We start from the raw sequence: 18,410 nt of genomic DNA, 5'->3' as shown, positions 1-18,410 counted from the left end.
GGCCCAATAAATTTATGACAAAAAAACTCACTATTCTTGATATTGCAAAACTGGCTGGGGTTGGAAAATCGACCGTTTCACGAGTATTAACCAATGATCCTAAAGTAAAAGACAGTACAAGAGAAAAAGTCGAACAGGTGATTCAGGAGTCTGGATTTGTACCGTCTAAATCGGCGCAGGTACTGGGGGGCGGGAGTGCTAAAGTTATCGGTATTATTTTATCACGCCTAGATTCCGCGTCTGAGAATAGAGTCGTAAGTGGTATTTTAGAAATTATTTATGCTGCTGGTTATGACGCTTTGATTATGGAAGGTCAGTTTGACGTTGAAAAGACTAATGAACATTTAGCGGTACTGAAAAAAAGAGATGTCGATGGCGTGATCTTATTTGGTTTTACAGGATGCGATTTATCTGCAGTCGAAAAGCTAGCATATCGAGCGGTTGTAATCGCCGTCGATACTCAATGTGTCTCATCTGTTGGCTATGATAATTACGGACTGATTGAAAAGGCAATGACGTACATTCAAGAGCAAGGTAAGCAGCATATCAGTTACATCGGTGTGGATGTGCAGGACAAAACGACGGGCTTAATGCGCCTTAATGCTTATTTAGATTGTTGTAAGTCAGCAAATATTGAACCTAATTTTCAAACTGGGCAGCTGAGTTATACCAGTGCTTATGAGCTGACTGATAAGGTACTGACGCCAGAAACTCAGGCGATTGTTTGTGCCAGTGATACGCTAGCGATGGGGGTTGCGAAACGTCTTCAGGTGCTCGAACGTAATGATATATTAGTGTCTGGCGTTGGATCTACAGAATTATTAGCCTTTGTGTTCCCTAATACGTTCAGTATTGATCCCGGTTACTATTCTGTAGGTAAAACCTCAGCTAACCTACTGATAAAACAGTTACGGGGAGAACATGAGGTGACTCATTTAACACAGGAAGTGTCTTTAGCGGATTAGTACTATTCTGCTGTATTTACAGGTTTGTGCTAATATTTATGAGTAAGTTATTAGTATCAATCTGTGATTTTTGTCTCAAAATGGGAGCGCTCCCATTTACGATTGATAAGGTTTACGTTATGCTTTTTGTCATCGGGAATGTTCCCATTTACTTAAATCGAACAACGGAAAGGTAATGAAATGAGTAAAATTGATCACAAACAAGTTAAGCGCTTGATAGAACTTATTGGGGGAGAAGGGAATATAGCCAGCGTAAGCCATTGTTTAACGCGCTTACGTTTCGCTTTAGTCAATCCTGAGTTAGCGCACATTAACGACATTGAAAAGATACCTATGGTAAAGGGCTGCTTTACTAATGCAGGCCAGTTTCAGGTTGTTATTGGCATCGAAGTTGATGAAGTTTATAAAGTCTTAACCAAGATAACAGGCACGAAAGAAGCTGATAAAGAAGCCACAAAACTGGCTGCACGACAAAATATGAATCTGCTTGAACGTGGTATTTCGCATATGGCTGAAATCTTCGTGCCATTGTTACCAGCGATTATTACCGGTGGCCTGATTTTAGGTTTCCGCAACGTGATCGGCGATATTCGCATGTTTGATGGTAAAACCTTGGTTGAGATTAGCCAATTCTGGGCGGGTGTTCATTCCTTCCTTTGGTTACTTGGTGAAGCGATTTTCCACTTTCTTCCTGTCGGAGTTTGTTGGGCGACGGTGAAAAAATTAGGCGGAACCCCAATCCTTGGTATCGTCTTGGGTATTACATTAGTTTCACCACAGTTAATGAATGCTTATGGTATCGGTTCTGGAACGCCGGATGTATGGGATTTTGGCTATTTTGTTATGGAGAAAGTCGGTTATCAAGCGCAAGTTATCCCAGCAATCTTGGCTGGTGTTGTACTGGCAATGATTGAAACTAACCTAAAGAGAATCATTCCTGCATATTTATATTTAGTGATTGTGCCGTTTGTTTCACTACTTGTTACCGTTGTTCTAGCGCACGCAATCATTGGTCCAATCGGACGTGAAATCGGTAATGGTGTTGGTTATATTGCTAAAGTTGCAATGACGGGTGACTTTGCCATTTTAGGCTCAATGCTCTTTGGTTTCTTTTATGCGCCTTTGGTTGTGACTGGTATTCACCACACCACCAATGCGGTTGATTTACAGTTAATGCAAGATATGGGCGGGACACCTATCTGGCCAATCATTGCCTTATCTAATATTGCCCAGGCTTCTGCTGTTGTCGGTATTATCTGGATCAGTAAAAAACATAATGAACGTGAAATCTCTGTGCCAGCTGCAATATCAGCCTATCTCGGCGTCACTGAACCCGCTATGTACGGCATTAATTTAAAATATAAATTTCCAATGTTATGCGCAATGATAGGTTCTGCCGTAGCCGCAGGTATTTGTGGGGTGGCTGGTGTTATGTCTAACGGCATTGGTGTTGGTGGCTTGCCTGGTATCTTGTCCATTCAACCACAATATTGGGCTGTGTATGCACTGGCTATGTTGGCAGCTATCGTAGTGCCAATTGTATTAACAATTATACTTTATAATCGAGCACAGAAAAAAGGCGAACTTGAGGATGCTGCATTAATTGAAGAGCAACTCAGTTCTGTAAGTAACTAAATACTATTTATTAAAAACGTTATTCGTTGAGTAACTTGTGTTGCTCAACTATTTAATCGCCGGAGACATCTAAGAGTCAATGTATATGAATCAAATACACAAAGAGTGGTGGCGTACGGCTACTATTTATCAGATTTATCCGAAAAGTTTTTGTGATAGTGGAGATAAAGGCATAGGGGATATCAAAGGTATTATCTCTAAACTTGATTATCTTAAAACGTTGGGTATTGATGCGATTTGGCTTACCCCAATGTATCAATCGCCCATGATTGATAATGGCTATGATATTTCTGATTATTACAATATTAATCCTGATTTTGGTTGTATGGCAGACTTTGATTTACTGTTGGCAATGGCGCACCAAAAAGGGATCCGCATTATCCTTGATATAGTCGTTAATCATACCTCGACAGAGCATAATTGGTTCCAATCTGCTTTGGGTAACAAAGACAGTGAATACCGAGATTACTATATTTGGAAAGATCCAATCGACGATAAAGCGCCGACAAACTGGCAGTCAAAGTTTGGTGGGAATGCGTGGGCGTTGGATGAAAAAACCAATCAATACTATCTGCATCTTTTTGCTAAAGAACAAGCAGACTTGAATTGGGAAAACCCTAAAGTTCGTGAAGAAGTCAAAAATATTATCAGCTTTTGGGCTGAGAAAGGCGTGGATGGTTTTCGACTTGACGTGATTAACCTGATATCAAAGCCGCTGGACTATCAACATGACCATCAAGGCGATGGACGTCGATTCTATACTGATGGACCGCGTGTACATGAGTATTTACAAGAGATCAGTGATGCCGTGTTTAATAAATACGGTTCGGTAACTGTTGGTGAAATGTCTTCCACTTCACTAGAGCAGTGTCAGCAGTATTCATCACTTGATGGAAAAGAGTTATCGATGGTGTTTAACTTTCATCATTTAAAAATTGATTATCAAAATGGTGAAAAATGGTCTGAAATACCGTTTGATTTTTTACAGCTGAAATCAATTTTTAGTCATTGGCAGCAAGGTATGTTTGGTAACGGTTGGTCCGCACTATTTTGGTGCAACCATGATCAGCCGCGTATCGTTACTCGACTAGGTGACGATAAGGAGTATCGTGTTGAGTCCGCTAAGATGTTAGCCACGTCGTTACATATGATGCAGGGGACGCCCTATATTTATCAAGGTGAAGAAATTGGCATGACTAACCCAGGTTATACGTCAATTGAGCAATATCGAGATCTTGAAAGTATTAACATGCACGATATTATGCTTAATCAACAGGGTAAAAGTGAAGAGGATGTACTGGCCATTCTAGCCCAGAAATCACGTGATAATTCTCGTACTCCAGTTCAATGGAACTGCGATAAAAATGCTGGATTTACAAGTGGTACGCCGTGGTTGCAGGTCGCAGGAAACTACACAGACGTTAATGTAGAGCAAGCGCTGAAAGACAAAGATTCAGTCTTTTATTATTATCAGCGCCTGATCATGCTCCGTAAAGAAATTGAGGTTATCACTACTGGCGATTATACCGATTTAGCCCCTGAGCATTCGCAGCTATTTTGCTACCGACGTCGTAGTGAGCAGCAAACACTGATCTGTATTAATAACTATTATGGCGAAGCTGCTGAATATGAACTGCCAGCAGATTTAGATGTTGAAAAAGGAAAGTACATACTCGGTAATTTCCCTGAGTTATTAATTGGTGAAGTGACGCATTTAGTTAAATTAAAGCCTTATGAATGTCGCGTTTTCTTGCTAGAACACGAATAAAACAATGAGATGTAAATAGTTAAAAAGCCTTTAATAATTTAGTATTAAAGGCTTTTTTCATCTTTGACAACTTAAAGTTTCCGCTAGGGGGCATCAATAATAATGATCTCGGTATCTGATATTGCTTTAATGCTAACGACCTGTTGTTTCGTCACTTCGGCACCATCGCCTTTGCCCATTACGACAACTTGTTGATTATCGATAATTTCAAATTCTCCATAAGATGCTAATACATAGGCTTGGTTTGCAATCGCGTGAGTAAACTGCGTGCCTGCTTTGACTTTACCGCCATAGATGCGTGCCGTTTGATTGATAAATAGGGCATCATCTTGCTCGTTTGGGTAACCGGAAACGAGTAGGGGCAGGCTAGTCTTCTCTTTATTAGTCATGCCAGCATGATTAACCGTGTCTGTGTTATCTGAAAAAACCTTACTATCCCATCTGGGTTTGACGTTGTGCTTATTCGGTTCGATCCAAATTTGATATAGCGTTAATGGCTCTTTGGATAAATTGTATTCTGAATGGGTTATCCCTTTACCGGCACTCATGACCTGGACTTCACCTGCGAGGGTAACGCCTGTATTATCGGCATTGTCTTTATGCGTAACAGCGCCGGAGCGTACAAAGGTAATGATCTCCATATTACGATGTGGGTGGGCTGGAAACCCAGTCCCAGCAGCAACCCAGTCATCATTCACCACAAGCAACGAGCCAAAGCCCATTCTTTTCGGATTGTAGTAGTTGGCAAAACTAAAGTGATGATTGGCTTTTAACCAACCATGGTTTGCTTTGCCAAGCTGTTGGAAAGGGTAATGCTTTATCATGGTGTGTTCCTCTACTCTTATCTTTTAAGCCTTGCTTGCGAAGCTATTTCTATCGTGCGTAGCTGTAAAATGGTGTACTGGGCCACGGGGTACAATTAAAGTCGGATTAATCGTGTCATGGCTCGCATAATAATGGATCTTGGTATATTCCAAATCAACTGTGCTGGCGATGCCATTAACCTGAAATAGCTCACGAACATAGTTACTGATATGGTGAAACTCAGTTAATTTATTGCGATTACATTTAAAATGACCATGATACACAGCGTCAAAGCGTATTAATGTCGTGAACAAACGCCAATCCGCTTCCGTCAGTTGTGATCCCGTTAAATAGCGGTGAGTACCAAGGTGTGTTTCCAGCCAATCTAAGCTACTAAAAAGTGCGTCAAATGCTTCATCGTATGCAGTTTGTGTTGTAGCAAACCCTGCGCGATATACACCGTTGTTGATAGTGTGATAAATACGCTCGTTAATTGTATCAATTTCAGGTCGTAAATCTGTCGGGTAATAGTCATCGTGATTACCCGTTAAATCATTAAACGCTGTATTGAAAATACGAATGATCTCGCTCGATTCATTGTTGACGATAGTTTGAGTCTGTTTGTCCCACAATACCGGCACGGTAACGCGACCTTCATAATCAGGCGCCGCTTTAAGGTAAAGCTGGTACACATAATCACTTTGATACAGTGTATCGTTATAATCACTTGTATTTGCGTCAAACTCCCAACCATTGCTGCGCATTTCCGGTTTTACTACGCTGACAGTGATAATGTCTTCGAGTTGTTTTAGTTGTCTGAAAATCAATGTGCGGTGTGCCCAAGGGCAGGCTAACGACACATACAAATGATAGCGACCTGCTTCGGCTGGATAGCGACTACCTTCAGCATTAGATATCGTATTTCTGAAACGACTTTCTTGACGTTCAAATTGACCTTTACTACTTTTGGTTTCGTACCATTGGTCATGCCATTTACCGTTGACGATTAATCCCATGAGAATACTCCTATCTGCAGTGATGCCATTTTTGTGTTAACAGCTGTAGGACCTTTTATGCGAACAGCTATTAAGAACTATGACGCGAACAGTTATTAAAAATGTGAATTTCATTGATTAGTTAAGTTTGCTTACTAAAATACGGTCTAATGAAAGTTTGCCGCCACCTTGGAATATGAGTGCAAGTGTGATGGCAAACAGTGACAATGCAAATTCATAACCGTTATTACTCATAAATAGACCATTAGCAAAATGGGTACTAAAGATAGCAACCAGCATCGTAACGGCTAAAACCAATGCAGTAGGTCGAGTCAATAAACCTAGGATAAGCAATAGACCACCAAAGAACTCGGCGCTACCGGCCATCATCGCCATTAAATAACCTGGTGCTAAGCCGATGGATTCCATCCATTGACCGGTGCCTTCTAGGCCATAACCACCAAACCAAGCAAATAGCTTTTGCGAGCCGTGAGCTGTGAATATGATGCCTGCTATCAAGCGTAATGGTAATGCCGAGGCGTTGTTGTCTGATGTTAGTACTTGTTTGATTGTTGCAATGTTCATGTCGTGCTCTCTTTGATTCGTTAGTGTGTTTTGGGGTTGCGTTTGAATATGTAGCTATTGTATTCGCTTAAAGGAATTGGAATAACCACTGAAATTTGTTTAGTATATTCAAAATATTTGAACAATTGATGGCGTGTTAATGTAATCGCGATATCAATCATAAGAGAGGCGTAAATGTATAAATCTCCAATTACCATCGAAGCATTACAAGTGTTAGATACAATTGACCGCCGCGGCAGTTTTGCGGCAGCGGCTGAGCAGTTAAACAAAGTACCTTCAGCGCTCTCTTACATAGTGCAGAAATTAGAAGAACAGTTGGCGGTGACTTTGTTTGTTCGGCAGGGCAGACGCTCGGTGTTAACGCCTGCTGGTCGGCATTTACTGGATGAGGGGCGCAAGGTACTCGGTGCCGTGAGCAAGCTGACCGAGCAAACGCAAACCATCTCTCATGGTTGGGAACCGAAAATTAATATTACTTTCGATTCTATTTTTGATATGCAGCTATTGCTTGCGCCACTCGCGCAGTTCTTACATGAACACCCGAACATTGAAATAGACCTAAATGAAGAAGTCATGAATGGTTCGTGGGAAGCCTTAATTGAAGACCGCGCTGATTTACTTATCGCAGCACCAGAACCAGTACCCAATCAACAAGGGATCAGTGTTACTGCCTTAGATAATTTAAAGCAGGTTTTTGTTGTACCGAAAGGGCATGAGCTCGCCAGCTTTCAATCGCCGATAAATAAATCAGAAATTGATAACTACCGCACTGTGATTGTCCATGATTCAGCCAAAAATGCGATACCTTGGTCAAGTAACATCATAGAGCAAAGCCGACACTTTTATGTCAATGCTGTTGAACACAAGATCCAGGCTATTGTTGCTGGTATTGGTGTAGGTTATCTGCCGAAGTCTCGAATTCAATCACAATTAGCGTCGGGGGCATTGGTCGAAGTCGAGTTAAATGAAGCAGAAAAAATATCAGGTATTTATCTTGCTTGAAAAACAGTGAATAAAGGTAAAGGATTGAAACGATTGAGAGAGGTTATGCAGCAGCATTTAGCGAGTTGAATACACGTGGTTTCTTTATGGTGAATTGGGTTTCCTATTGGTGTATCCTATTGGTGTATCCTATTGTTGGTGTTATAGTCTGGTTTAATATTGTTACATCTAGTTTCCTTAATGAGTGATAGCCATGAGATATAAAATTAAAATAACCAAAGACAAAAAACCATTTTGTGAAGTTTCAATTGAAAATAATGATCATAAAACCAGAGATGAAATTCTAACGTTAGCATTAGCACGATTTCCAACCGCAGAAGGCTTTTCGAAAGAGGTTTTATTCTCTGACGATGAAGTACGCTACCTTAAGAGTACGCCAACTGGTATCGAAGTACTTGCGGTACAACCGATTTATCAACTTCGCAACGAGCTATAGAAATCATTTTATATGCTCAACTTTTTATGTGGTAAACAAATAGGTGACTGCAATATGGAAAAGATAGGTTCGGTTGGTGCTGTGTTAGCTGGTAAAGCAGTCCCTTTTGCGAGAGACTCAAAAAGTGGCATAGACAAAAAAGTATTGGATGAACGTCAACTTGTCGATAAATTAGGATTTATCAATGACGAGCAAGGCGATTTGTTAGTGCATGGTGGTATTGAAAAAGCCCTTCATATTTATCCCCGAGAGCATTACAGCGAATGGCAAAAAACGTTAAGTGATAACACGCTATTCCAACATGCGGGGGCTTTTGGTGAAAATATTAGCAGCCTTGGTGTCAATGAATACACGATTTGTATTGAAGATAAGATCCGTATAGGAACGACATTATTACAAGTGTCACAGGGGCGTATGCCTTGTTGGAAGTTAAATGAAAGATTTGAACAGCATGACATGGCAGTTAAACTACAACAAACATTGCGTACCGGTTGGTACTTTCGGGTTCTGGAGGAAGGAACGATAGGTGCGGGGGATGAGATTTTACTTTGTCAGCGACCTTATCCTGATTGGTCTGTTGCACGCATCATGAGTCTTATTTTTAGCGGGTGTTTAGACAAAGCCGTCCTCTTAGAGTTACTCGCGCTACCATTGGTTGATTCATGGCGCAGGCTTGTTGAACGACGATTAGAAAACGGCGTGTTAGAGGACTGGAGCCCCCGATTAATGGGGCCTTAGTTTAAGGGGCGTGTTGGTTTTAATTCTATTTACGTCCTAAGTGTTGATATGGTGACCTAACTGCTGAGATAGTCGTTTGCTGCTAGCGCATATGGCTTGAATCGCTTTTTCTTGAATTGCTTCTTGCTGTTTAAAACCGATGATGAGAATACAAGCGATGATATTACCCGTTGCGTCAAAGATAGGCGCTGATATTGCTTTTGCGCCCGGTATACTTGGGTTTATTGTGTTTCGAATAGCGTAGCCCTGATCTTTAGCGGATGTTAACGCTTGTTTAAATGCCCCCAATTGTGCTGTTTCACCTTGCGTTTCAGCTGTTAGAAGGTGTTGATAGGCTTCTTCTGGTGAAAATGCAGCAAAACACATACCTACAGAGCTTTGTGTGAGTGGTGCGTGAAAACCAACTCTAAAGCTTATTGCCACTGGGTATGGACTTTCGAGAAAGCGAACAATCATAGGGCCTTGGGTGGTCCAAACCGCAAGGGCTGTTGCTTCTTGTGTTTCTAATCTTAACTGTTGCAACTCTGGTTCACAGAAATGGAGAATGTCTGTGTGACCCAGGATCTTTGCCCCCAATTCGATGAGCTTAGAGCCATGGCAATAGTGGCCATTTATATCTTGAGTGACAATGCCGATACGCAGAAAACTGGCAAGATATTTATGGAGCTTACTTTTAGAGATATCCATTTCAATCGCAGCTTCTCCTAATGAGACCGGATGATTTTTGTTAGAAAAAAAATCGATGATTTCAAAAGCTTGTTCTACGGATTGTATACCTTGGTTTTTCTTTTCCATAATGTCCTATGACTGGTTTTTTATGCGCTTGCTAACGGTCGATGCCAACATCGTTGTGTTTAATGATTTTTACTTTTGACGAGCGTAAACATGATACAGGCGCGAGTGATAAATTCATAGTCAGAACGTTTTATCGTCGTAACCGGCTCTTTATATTGCCGCTGGTTATGTTAGTTTACGCTTAATATTAAAATTAGCGTTCAATATTAAGGGGATAAAGGATGTTTTTAACGACAAGTAAAGTTGAATTAAGGTCACTTGATATGAGTGATAGCGCGGAGTTCTATACGTGGTCATGTGATCGTGACGTTACACAATTCAGCTTGTCTGCCTATGCATACCCGCAATCGAAAACAGATATTACTACTTGGTTATCCAGCATCAACGGTAATTCGAAATGTGTGTGATTTGGTGTTTGCTGTGTAGAGACTGGTAAATTGATAGGCTATGCAGGTATCGCGTCTATCAGTGCGTTAAACCGCTCTGGCGAATACTTTATTCTTATTGGTGATAAAACATATTGGGGTAAAGGCATAGGAACAGAAGTAACGAAAGTGATCACCGATTATGGCTTTAATACCTTAGGCTTGCACCGTATTGAGTTAACAGCTTATGCCAATAATCCCGCTGCAATCAAAGCTTATGCAAATGCCGGTTATGTGCATGAAGGAGTTAAAAAGCAGTCGGGTTTCCGCAACGGTAAGTTTGTCGATAAAGTGATGATGGCTGTACTTGCACCTAATTGGCAAGGTATTTGATAAGTTTGAAGCGCATGACTACTCAGTTTTTAGCATATTGAAAATCAACAGATCTTAAAATGCTGGAACCAACTGTAGCCACTGATTTTCTTCGTGAACGGCACTTATTGTTTGAATCCAGCAGGTTCCAACACCTTAGATGAGATCTAAGCTTGTACTATGGGAGTGTATTATTCTCTAATTTGGATACTTTAGTATTAATATGAAAAATTTGTTTTTTATTGATTTTCATATAATCTCGAGTATATATACAGCCGAATAACATAAACATTAAGCATACAAATGTAACCAACTCTCCTGTTGAATTTTTATTTCCAAAGAGCAGTATTGATATTGGTGTTGCCATAAACAAGAAATAATGAAGGACATAAGAAAGTAAAGAATTTCTACCTATAATATCTAAGAATGAAAAAAACATTTTTGGTATTAATCTATTTGTCGATACAACGGCAATAATACCGCTTATAAATATAGACAGAGAACTATAGATCAATAAATAGGAAATGTGTGGTGGTGATTTCAGGGTTGAATTAGCCAGCGTTAATATAGGTGTATTAGTTAAAAACTGTAAAATAAATATACCTGAAATAAAGAACGCCAACGCAATTAAAGAAAATGTAATGAGACGCTCTGAATCGCTAGATTTAGATTTATATAGCATGCCGAAATACATACCTAACATGAGGAGACTAAAAAAAGGAGCAAATGCATATACATCATAAAATAAAAACCTAAACCACATACCCGTAAATTGAGTATTGTAGGTACTACCGATTAAATAACTACATGAATATAAAAACAATATAAAAGCAATGTTGGCTTTATTTTTTTGTCTCATAAAAAACAAGGCGATAGGTGCAAGTAAAATCGCAAAGAAGTAGAAGGTTAGGATCTCACCAGTCTTTGAAAAATCTTGATACAGTAGGATACTCAACAAATCTTCTTTCAGTTCAGGGTAGCGAATTGCACTGCCTAATACGATCACTTCACGAGCAATAATAATCAGAGCTAACCGATAAATAAGTTTTGAATATAACTCTCCAACGGCCTTCCATGTTACGAGTTTACTTGAATAGACAATTGAAAATGTAAAGCCAAATATAATGATAAAATAAGGCGTCGCTACTCTAAATATTGATTTAATGACATTCATTAAATCATAAGAAATAAAATCACGTGATTCTAAAGCACCAACGTAATGAATAAATATCAAACATAAGATTGCCGCTCCTCTACTTGAGTCTAACCAATTTATTCGTTTCATTATAATACCTTTACCTTTTCTATTTAAACAGTTAAGACGCTATAGTTAAATGTTCAAATAAGAACAAAATCATAATGTAACATTGAATAATTTGTTTTTTACTTATATTTCGTCTGCTGTCTCGTATCACTTTAATTAAAATTTATAAGTGAGACATTACTAAATTAATAATAAGTCTGGTATGTAAGCGTTAAATAAACCACTTGTAGCAATAATTTTTATTATCATCGAGCCGCTGCTAGCGTACATCTGGACTTAATTTCGCACTATCTATATGAAAGTATAAAGCTTGAACATACGATGCAGTTAAAGCATTAGCGGGAAATTTTTTGTTAGGTGCTGGGTCTGCTAATGCAGACGAACTCAAGATCGAGGCTATTAACGTTGGTTTTAAGGGACTGTTTTTAATAATCCATAAATATACCTCTTATTTTCTGAGTTTTAATTAGTATTAGACCCTTTATTTTATCGTTTGCATGATTTTTGTTGTTGTTACCAGTGTTAATTTATTGTTATGTGTTTTAGTTCAATGTTATTTGATTCAGCCTAGTGCATAGTTGTTCTATATTTTTAATTACCATTATATTTAGGTCTAATTAGCTGCTTTGCTGGGTAAGCCTAGAGCAGAGTACTGATTTTAAGTATTTATATAAATGAATATGTAAGCGCTATTCTCGATTGGATATGTGCAAAAGCAATGGTAATTATGAATAAACACCGACTGATGGATTAATTTGTTCGAAAATATAACAAGGAATTAATATGAAAAAGAATAAAATCAGCAAGATTATCGCTTTGAGTACAATGATCTTTTGTTCTGCAAGCGCTAATGCCGGTGCTGTATTAGATGGCATTGCTGAATCTGGTGAGCTACGTGCATGTTTTGATGCTGGCTATATGCCGTTTGAGATGAAATCAAAGAATAACAGTTACATAGGCTTTGATGTCGACTTAGGTAAAATGATGGCAAAGCAGATGGGTGTTAAATATGTGCCAGTCAATACTGCATGGGATGGCATTATTCCTGCTCTTATCACAGGTAAATGTGATGTGATCATGGCTGGTATGACGGTTACTGCTAAGCGTAATCTAAAGGTGAATTTTGCTGACCCGTATATTGTTGTCGGCCAATCTATCATCATCAACCCAAAATTAAAGGGTGAAATTACCAGCTATAAAGACCTCAATGATCCGCAATACATCGTGGCCGGTAAACTTGGTACAACAGGTGAAGTTGTTATCAAAAGAATGCTTAAAAAAGCTAAATACAATGCGTTTGAAACAGAAACTGACGCGGCTTTAGAAGTCATCAACGGCAAAGCTGATGCAATGGTTTACGATATGCCATTTGTATCTATTTATGCAGCACAGAACAGCGATAAAGTTGAGTCGATTCTTGAACCTTTCACTTACGAGCCGCTGGGTTGGGCTGTGAAACAAGGTGATCATGACATGCTTAACTTCCTGAATAATTTCTTGCGTCAAATCAAAGGTGACGGTACCTATGATCGAATCTATGACAAATGGTTCAAGAGTGATGCTTGGTTAAAGCAAGTTAAATAAGCGAATGGGCCAGTAGCCTTCTGTTACTGGCTTTTTAGCTCTTTATTTGGGATTAATATGCACGATAAAAAAAATAATTGGATGTGGCACTTACTGTCTGTTGTGGCTTTAATAGCAGTAGGATTTTCAATCTATTCAGCATCACAAAAAATTGATTATACCTGGCAATGGAATCGCGTGGTTCCCTACATCATAGATACCTCACCAATAGAAACCTATGCTGAGTATGATGGTACTGTCATCATCAATGATAGCGGTCTTATTACTGTTGAGTTCGACAATGGTGAGCCTAATCAGGTTGTCGTAAAAGCTGATGATGTATTTGTCAGTGATGGCGATTTAGTGTTTGAAGGTGATACAGTATCTAGTATCGATCAGCAAAGTATGGGGGTGCTCCTACAAGGCTTGTTGATGACGATTAAATTGTCACTTATCTCGCTATTCTTTGCCATAATCATTGGTTTAGTCGCGGCATTAATGCGTATATCTGTCAATCCTTTGAGTCGTAACTTTGCCTTCTTATATGTCGAGGTCATCCGTGGCACACCGTTACTTGTACAGATATTTATTGTCTACTTCTTCTTAGGGACTATTTTCGACTTAGATAGATTTACCGCGGGTATTGCTGCCTTATCTGTGTTCACCGGGGCTTACATTGCTGAGATCATACGTTCAGGTATTCAGTCTATTTCACCTGGCCAGATGGAAGCTGCACGTTCGTTGGGCATGAGCTATCCAAAAGCGATGATTTATGTCGTTTTACCACAGGCATTTAAACGTACTTTACCGCCAATGGCTGGTCAGTTTATTAACTTAATCAAAGATTCATCTCTGGTATCGGTTATCTCAATTACAGATTTAACCAAAGCTGGCAGAGAAGTGGTTGCGGGCAGTTTCGCTACCTTTGAAGTTTGGTTTACAGTAGCAGCGCTTTATCTTGTACTTACTGCAACATTATCTTTCGGCGTTCAGCGTATAGAAAAGAGGTTATCAACCAGTGACTAGAGCAAATTATAACGGTGAAGACATGGTGATTGCCACTGATGTCGATAAAATATACGCCAACAAGTGCCATGCCCTTAAAAAAGTATCCGTGACTGTTAAACGTGGTGAAGTAGTGGTTATTATTGGCCCATCTGGGTCGGGTAAGTCTACATTTTTACGTACGCTAAACCAGTTAGAAACAGTGACTAAAGGCGATATCACTATTGATGGTATTAATATGTACGACTCCTCTACCAATATTAATACCTTACGTGAAAACGTCGGTATGGTGTTTCAATCGTTTAATCTTTTTCCCCATTTATCGGTTAAAGAAAATGTGAAGCTGGCGCCATTAAAGGTATCAAACCTGGGTAAAGAAGAAGTTGAAAAAGACGCCATAAGCTTGCTTACTCGAGTTGGCTTAGCCGAAAAAGTCGACGTGTACCCAAGTCAGTTATCCGGAGGGCAACAGCAACGAGTGGCGATAGCCAGAGCGTTAGCCATGAAGCCTGATCTGATGTTATTTGATGAGCCAACATCAGCGCTGGATCCTGAAATGGTGGGAGAGGTGCTTGAGGTGATGAAGTCATTGGCTGAAGAAGGCATGACTATGGTGGTGGTTACGCACGAAATGGGCTTTGCTAACGAAGTTGCCGACCGAGTGTTGTTTATGGAAGATGGTCAGCTGCTTGTGGACGATGTGCCGGCCAACTTTTTTGAAAATCCTTCTCACCCAAGATTACAGAAATTTCTATCGAGTATTTTGTAATTTAAGTCGCTTATCAAGCCCAGCTCTATTCACCTCACTGGTAGCAGTAAATTGACTATCTGTGAGGTGCTCTTTTTCATTTACTAAAAGCATTTATGAAAAGCACTCACGAACACCCTCTTAGCAGACAAAATTGAACCATCCCTCTTGAGTAATCTCGCTGTTCACTATAGTATTTTATGGTATAAAAGCCGTTTAATACGCACTTAAAACGGTTTATTTCACCTAAATAAATGGCATTGAGAGAGCATTATGGAAAATGAATATACACCACCTAAAGTTTGGGTTCATGACACTAATGGCGGTAATAAGTGGGCTAACATTAACCGTCCGGTATCTGGCGCAACTCACGAACAAGAATTACCTGTAGGCGAACATGCACTACAACTTTACTCTCTGGGCACGCCGAATGGGCAGAAGGTCACGATCTTGCTCGAAGAACTATTAGCATTAGGTATTAAAGAAGCCGAATACGACGCTTATTTAATTAATATCGGTGAAGCAGAACAATTCTCATCAGGCTTTGTGGACGTTAATCCCAACTCAAAAATACCTGCGTTAGTCGTTAAGTCGGGCGATGACGACGTTAACGTATTTGAATCAGCTTCAATCCTTGTACATTTAGCCGAGAAGTTTGGTCAGTTTTTACCAGCATCTGGCGCAGCTCGCACACAAACATTTAACTGGTTGTTCTGGGCGCAAGGTTCTGCACCATTTTTAGGCGGTGGCTTTGGACATTTTTACGCTTATGCAGATGAAAAACTTGAATACCCGATTAATCGCTTTGCAATGGAAGCGAAGCGCCAGTTAGACGTGTTAGACAAGCAATTGGCGCAACATACCTATGTCGCAGGCGAAGAGTACAGCATTGCCGATATGGCTATTTGGCCTTGGTATGGCAATTTAGTATTAGGTAAACTGTATGATGCTGGCGAGTTCTTACAAGTCGAAAGTTATCCCCATATTATGCGTTGGGCTACGATGATTTCAGAAAGAGATGCTGTGCAACGTGGTCGTATTGTTAACCGTTCATTTGGTGAAGATTGGGAACAAGTTCCTGAGCGTCATAGCGCTGCTGATATTGATGCGGTGTTAAAGCTTAAGCCTTAGTTTCGCATAATAAAATGCCCATCATCAGCCAAGCGTCATGGTTGATGATGGGCATTATTTTTGATCTTGAAAATACTTTCTGTTGGCTGCTATTAATCCACTTTAAACTGACCAACCAGTGCCTGCTGTTGCGATGATAGCTGGGCAATATTCTGACCGACTTTTTCGGCCGCGGTTGATTGATCTAAGATAGATTGGCTTAAATCACGAATATTGGCGACGTTACCGTTCACTTCCGTTGATACTGTCTTTTGCTCGCTTGCTGCGTTCACTATTTCACTATTCATCACCTGAATATCTGCGACGAAGGATGAAATGTCAGCCAGGCTATCGACCGCTTTTTGAACCTGCGTTGCGGTTTCAAGGGCAAGGTGATTACCTTCTGATATCGCGTTAGTTACGCTACGAGTGCCTGCTTGTAGATCTTGGATCACCACGCGTATTTGGTCCACAGAATCGTGGGTACGGCTTGCCAGTTGTCTCACTTCATCAGCGACCACTGCGAAACCACGGCCTTGCTCACCGGCTCTTGCGGCTTCAATCGCAGCATTCAGCGCGAGTAGGTTAGTTTGTTCTGAAATGCCCTCAATTACTGACAGTATGGTGTTAATATTACCGCCATTGATTTCAAGTTCGTTAGCAATGGGTACTGCCATCGCCATTCTTTCGACTAACTCTTGCATAGTATCTGCAGATTGTTGCACGACAGCTTGACCACCTTGTGCTGATTGTTCTGCTTGGCGAGCCATTTCTGCGGCTCTGTCGGCATTCTCTAATACCAATGCAGATGTCTGTGTCATTTCTTCAGAGGCAGTAGCAACCATATCCACTTCTCTAAATTGCGATTCACTGCCTTGGCGAGATTGCTGCGCGATTGCTTCAGCTTGTTTTGAGGTTTCACTCATGGTATTAGCGGTGGTCACCACGTCTTTAATGGTGCCCTGGATCTTATCTAAAAAGCGGTTGAACCAAGTGGCTAACTCACCAATTTCATCGCTCGATTTCACTTCAAGTCGTTGAGTTAAATCACCTTCGCCAGAGGCGATATCTTGTAATCGATTAGCGACGGCTTTAATTGGAGCCACTAATTTCACTGCTGCAAACCAAATAATCAGTAAGCCGAGTAGGGTAACTATCACGCCAGTGATAATTTGCGTGCTCAGTGTTTCCTTGGCTTGTTCTTCAATGAGCTTATTCAGCGCCAATGCATCTGCCAGAACGACTTCTCTTGGCATCGTAATGACAATCCCCCAATTGATCGTGTTGAGCTTGATAGGCATGAATATCGTTAAAGATTGCTGATCGCGACTCCATTGCGATTGCGTAATCCCTTTGGCTAACCACTGTGTTAATTGTGGGTTTGAAATTTTTTGGCCTATCGCGGCATTTTTAGCATCAGAGGCGACAAGTTGGCCGTAATTACTCACAATTTGCACTTTACCTGCGCCAGAAAACAAGGCTTGGTCAGCACGCTGAGCAAAGTCTTGCAGTACACCTATTTTCAAGTCGATACCGGTTACGCCTATGATCTCACCTTGCTTACGTACTGGCACTGTGATGGTACTGACTAAATGAGATGCGCCATTTTCATTGTATAAGTAAGGTTCAATGACACACATACGTTTATTGGTAATGCTGCAGGTATACCAAAAGTTGTTTGCTTGGCCATTGGCTGATTTTGCCGTGTCATTGATCTGCTGTTCAGTTTTGATTATTAATTTAGGGTCATTTTCGTTGTTCTTATACCAATAAGCCGAAAAGCGGCCTTGATCATTAGAGCTGACATAATCGGCATCGGTATAATTAGCATCTTCACCATCGAGCATATCAGGCATGAAAGTGGTAAACGCGGCATGCATATTATCGAAATTTTGTACTGAGCGTTTTAATAACTCCGAGACTGAATCTCGTAATTCATCACTACTGGTAAAGTTGTCTTCGGCATTGTACTGCACGAAGGCAATACTTTCGGCGAGCATTTCTGCGCGATATGCTGCTTCATCTAAATATTTTTGGACAATTGAGGCCTGCGTACTAGCTCCACTGATGAGTAGCTGCTCGGACTTTTCTCCGACAGAATTACTGGTTTGAACCTGAATAATTTTTTGATTGGTTGTTGATGATGAAAGTGTAAAGCCGATTAGCGATATTGCTACGACTAAAATACAACAGCCAGAAAGCAATGTAATCTTCCATTGCACTGATAACGAACCCATATTAATTCCCTTTAAAATTCTAA

16 protein-coding genes and 2 pseudogenes are annotated in these 18,410 nt (G+C 40.3%); 12 read left to right on the top strand and 6 right to left on the bottom strand.

Going from position 1 to position 18,410, the window contains the following annotated elements:
- Positions 1–14: 14 nt before the first annotated feature.
- The 3 genes from treR (at position 15) to treC (ending at position 4,368) form a co-directional block, all read left to right on the top strand.
- Positions 15–965 carry a trehalose operon repressor TreR gene (treR, locus tag JFU56_RS02870; RefSeq protein WP_198435762.1) on the top strand — a complete coding sequence of 317 codons (951 nt, stop codon included), beginning with the start codon at positions 15–17 and terminating at the stop codon, positions 963–965.
- 180 nt (positions 966–1,145) lie between these two features.
- The gene (gene treB / locus JFU56_RS02865) at positions 1,146–2,600 is read left to right on the top strand and encodes a PTS trehalose transporter subunit IIBC (RefSeq protein WP_198435761.1); all 1,455 of its coding nucleotides are present in this window, start codon (positions 1,146–1,148) and stop codon (positions 2,598–2,600) included.
- Positions 2,601–2,685: 85 nt separating this feature from the next.
- The gene (gene treC / locus JFU56_RS02860; RefSeq protein ID WP_198435760.1) at positions 2,686–4,368 is read left to right on the top strand and encodes an alpha,alpha-phosphotrehalase; all 1,683 of its coding nucleotides are present in this window, start codon (positions 2,686–2,688) and stop codon (positions 4,366–4,368) included.
- A gap of 83 nt (positions 4,369–4,451) precedes the next feature.
- On the opposite strand, the gene JFU56_RS02855 is transcribed toward treC, so the two are convergent.
- The 3 genes from JFU56_RS02855 to JFU56_RS02845 all read right to left on the bottom strand — a co-directional run bounded on the left by JFU56_RS02855 (position 4,452) and on the right by JFU56_RS02845 (position 6,752).
- Positions 4,452–5,192 carry a pirin-like bicupin family protein gene (locus JFU56_RS02855; RefSeq protein ID WP_198435759.1) on the bottom strand — a complete coding sequence of 247 codons (741 nt, stop codon included), beginning with the start codon at positions 5,190–5,192 and terminating at the stop codon, positions 4,452–4,454.
- 24 nt (positions 5,193–5,216) lie between these two features.
- On the bottom strand, positions 5,217–6,188 hold the full coding sequence (locus tag JFU56_RS02850; RefSeq protein WP_198435758.1) for a glutathione S-transferase family protein: 972 nt from the start codon (positions 6,186–6,188) through the stop codon (positions 5,217–5,219).
- 117 nt (positions 6,189–6,305) lie between these two features.
- The gene (locus JFU56_RS02845; RefSeq protein WP_198435757.1) at positions 6,306–6,752 is read right to left on the bottom strand and encodes a DoxX family protein; all 447 of its coding nucleotides are present in this window, start codon (positions 6,750–6,752) and stop codon (positions 6,306–6,308) included.
- Between the two features lie 174 nt (positions 6,753–6,926).
- Here JFU56_RS02845 and JFU56_RS02840 point away from each other — a divergent pair.
- The 3 genes and pseudogenes from JFU56_RS02840 (at position 6,927) to JFU56_RS02830 (ending at position 8,928) form a co-directional block, all read left to right on the top strand.
- A pseudogene (locus tag JFU56_RS02840) lies at positions 6,927–7,823 on the top strand (LysR substrate-binding domain-containing protein).
- Positions 7,824–7,947: 124 nt separating this feature from the next.
- The gene (locus JFU56_RS02835) at positions 7,948–8,190 is read left to right on the top strand and encodes a hypothetical protein (protein ID WP_198435756.1); all 243 of its coding nucleotides are present in this window, start codon (positions 7,948–7,950) and stop codon (positions 8,188–8,190) included.
- A 54-nt stretch (positions 8,191–8,244) separates the two neighbouring features.
- Entirely contained in the window at positions 8,245–8,928 is a 684-nt protein-coding gene (locus JFU56_RS02830; RefSeq protein WP_198435755.1) for an MOSC domain-containing protein, read from the top strand.
- A 36-nt stretch (positions 8,929–8,964) separates the two neighbouring features.
- Here JFU56_RS02830 and JFU56_RS02825 read toward each other — a convergent pair whose 3' ends face one another.
- Complete coding sequence (locus tag JFU56_RS02825; protein ID WP_198435754.1) at positions 8,965–9,723, bottom strand: IclR family transcriptional regulator; 759 nt, start codon at positions 9,721–9,723, stop codon at positions 8,965–8,967.
- A gap of 221 nt (positions 9,724–9,944) precedes the next feature.
- On the opposite strand from JFU56_RS02825, the gene JFU56_RS22990 reads away from it, so the two are divergent.
- Together JFU56_RS22990 and JFU56_RS22985 are read left to right on the top strand one after the other, a co-directional pair.
- Positions 9,945–10,130 (top strand): hypothetical protein, encoded by a 186-nt coding sequence (locus JFU56_RS22990; RefSeq protein ID WP_242065816.1) that lies wholly within the window; start codon positions 9,945–9,947, stop codon positions 10,128–10,130.
- An 18-nt stretch (positions 10,131–10,148) separates the two neighbouring features.
- Positions 10,149–10,481 (top strand): annotated as a pseudogene (locus tag JFU56_RS22985) (GNAT family N-acetyltransferase); the annotation flags it as partial.
- A 157-nt stretch (positions 10,482–10,638) separates the two neighbouring features.
- Here the strand turns inward: JFU56_RS22985 and JFU56_RS02815 are convergent.
- Entirely contained in the window at positions 10,639–11,745 is a 1,107-nt protein-coding gene (locus JFU56_RS02815; protein ID WP_198435753.1) for an acyltransferase family protein, read from the bottom strand.
- A 762-nt stretch (positions 11,746–12,507) separates the two neighbouring features.
- Between JFU56_RS02815 and JFU56_RS02810 the strand changes: the two genes are divergently transcribed.
- The 4 genes from JFU56_RS02810 (at position 12,508) to yghU (ending at position 16,171) form a co-directional block, all read left to right on the top strand.
- A complete protein-coding gene (locus tag JFU56_RS02810) occupies positions 12,508–13,308 on the top strand; it encodes a transporter substrate-binding domain-containing protein (protein ID WP_198435752.1) in 801 nt (266 codons plus the stop codon).
- 57 nt (positions 13,309–13,365) lie between these two features.
- Complete coding sequence (locus tag JFU56_RS02805; protein ID WP_198435751.1) at positions 13,366–14,313, top strand: amino acid ABC transporter permease; 948 nt, start codon at positions 13,366–13,368, stop codon at positions 14,311–14,313.
- Positions 14,314–14,335: 22 nt separating this feature from the next.
- Positions 14,336–15,061 carry an amino acid ABC transporter ATP-binding protein gene (locus JFU56_RS02800; protein ID WP_198435852.1) on the top strand — a complete coding sequence of 242 codons (726 nt, stop codon included), beginning with the start codon at positions 14,336–14,338 and terminating at the stop codon, positions 15,059–15,061.
- A 252-nt stretch (positions 15,062–15,313) separates the two neighbouring features.
- The gene (gene yghU / locus JFU56_RS02795) at positions 15,314–16,171 is read left to right on the top strand and encodes a glutathione-dependent disulfide-bond oxidoreductase (RefSeq protein ID WP_198435750.1); all 858 of its coding nucleotides are present in this window, start codon (positions 15,314–15,316) and stop codon (positions 16,169–16,171) included.
- A gap of 92 nt (positions 16,172–16,263) precedes the next feature.
- Here yghU and JFU56_RS02790 read toward each other — a convergent pair whose 3' ends face one another.
- Positions 16,264–18,387: a methyl-accepting chemotaxis protein gene (locus tag JFU56_RS02790; protein ID WP_198435749.1), complete on the bottom strand. Its 2,124-nt coding sequence runs from the start codon at positions 18,385–18,387 to the stop codon at positions 16,264–16,266.
- Positions 18,388–18,410: the final 23 nt, after the last annotated feature.

Origin of the sequence: Moritella sp. F3 (genome assembly GCF_015082335.1) — a bacterium.
Taxonomy (GTDB): domain Bacteria; phylum Pseudomonadota; class Gammaproteobacteria; order Enterobacterales; family Moritellaceae; genus Moritella.
This window is presented reverse-complemented; position numbering and strand designations above follow the sequence as displayed.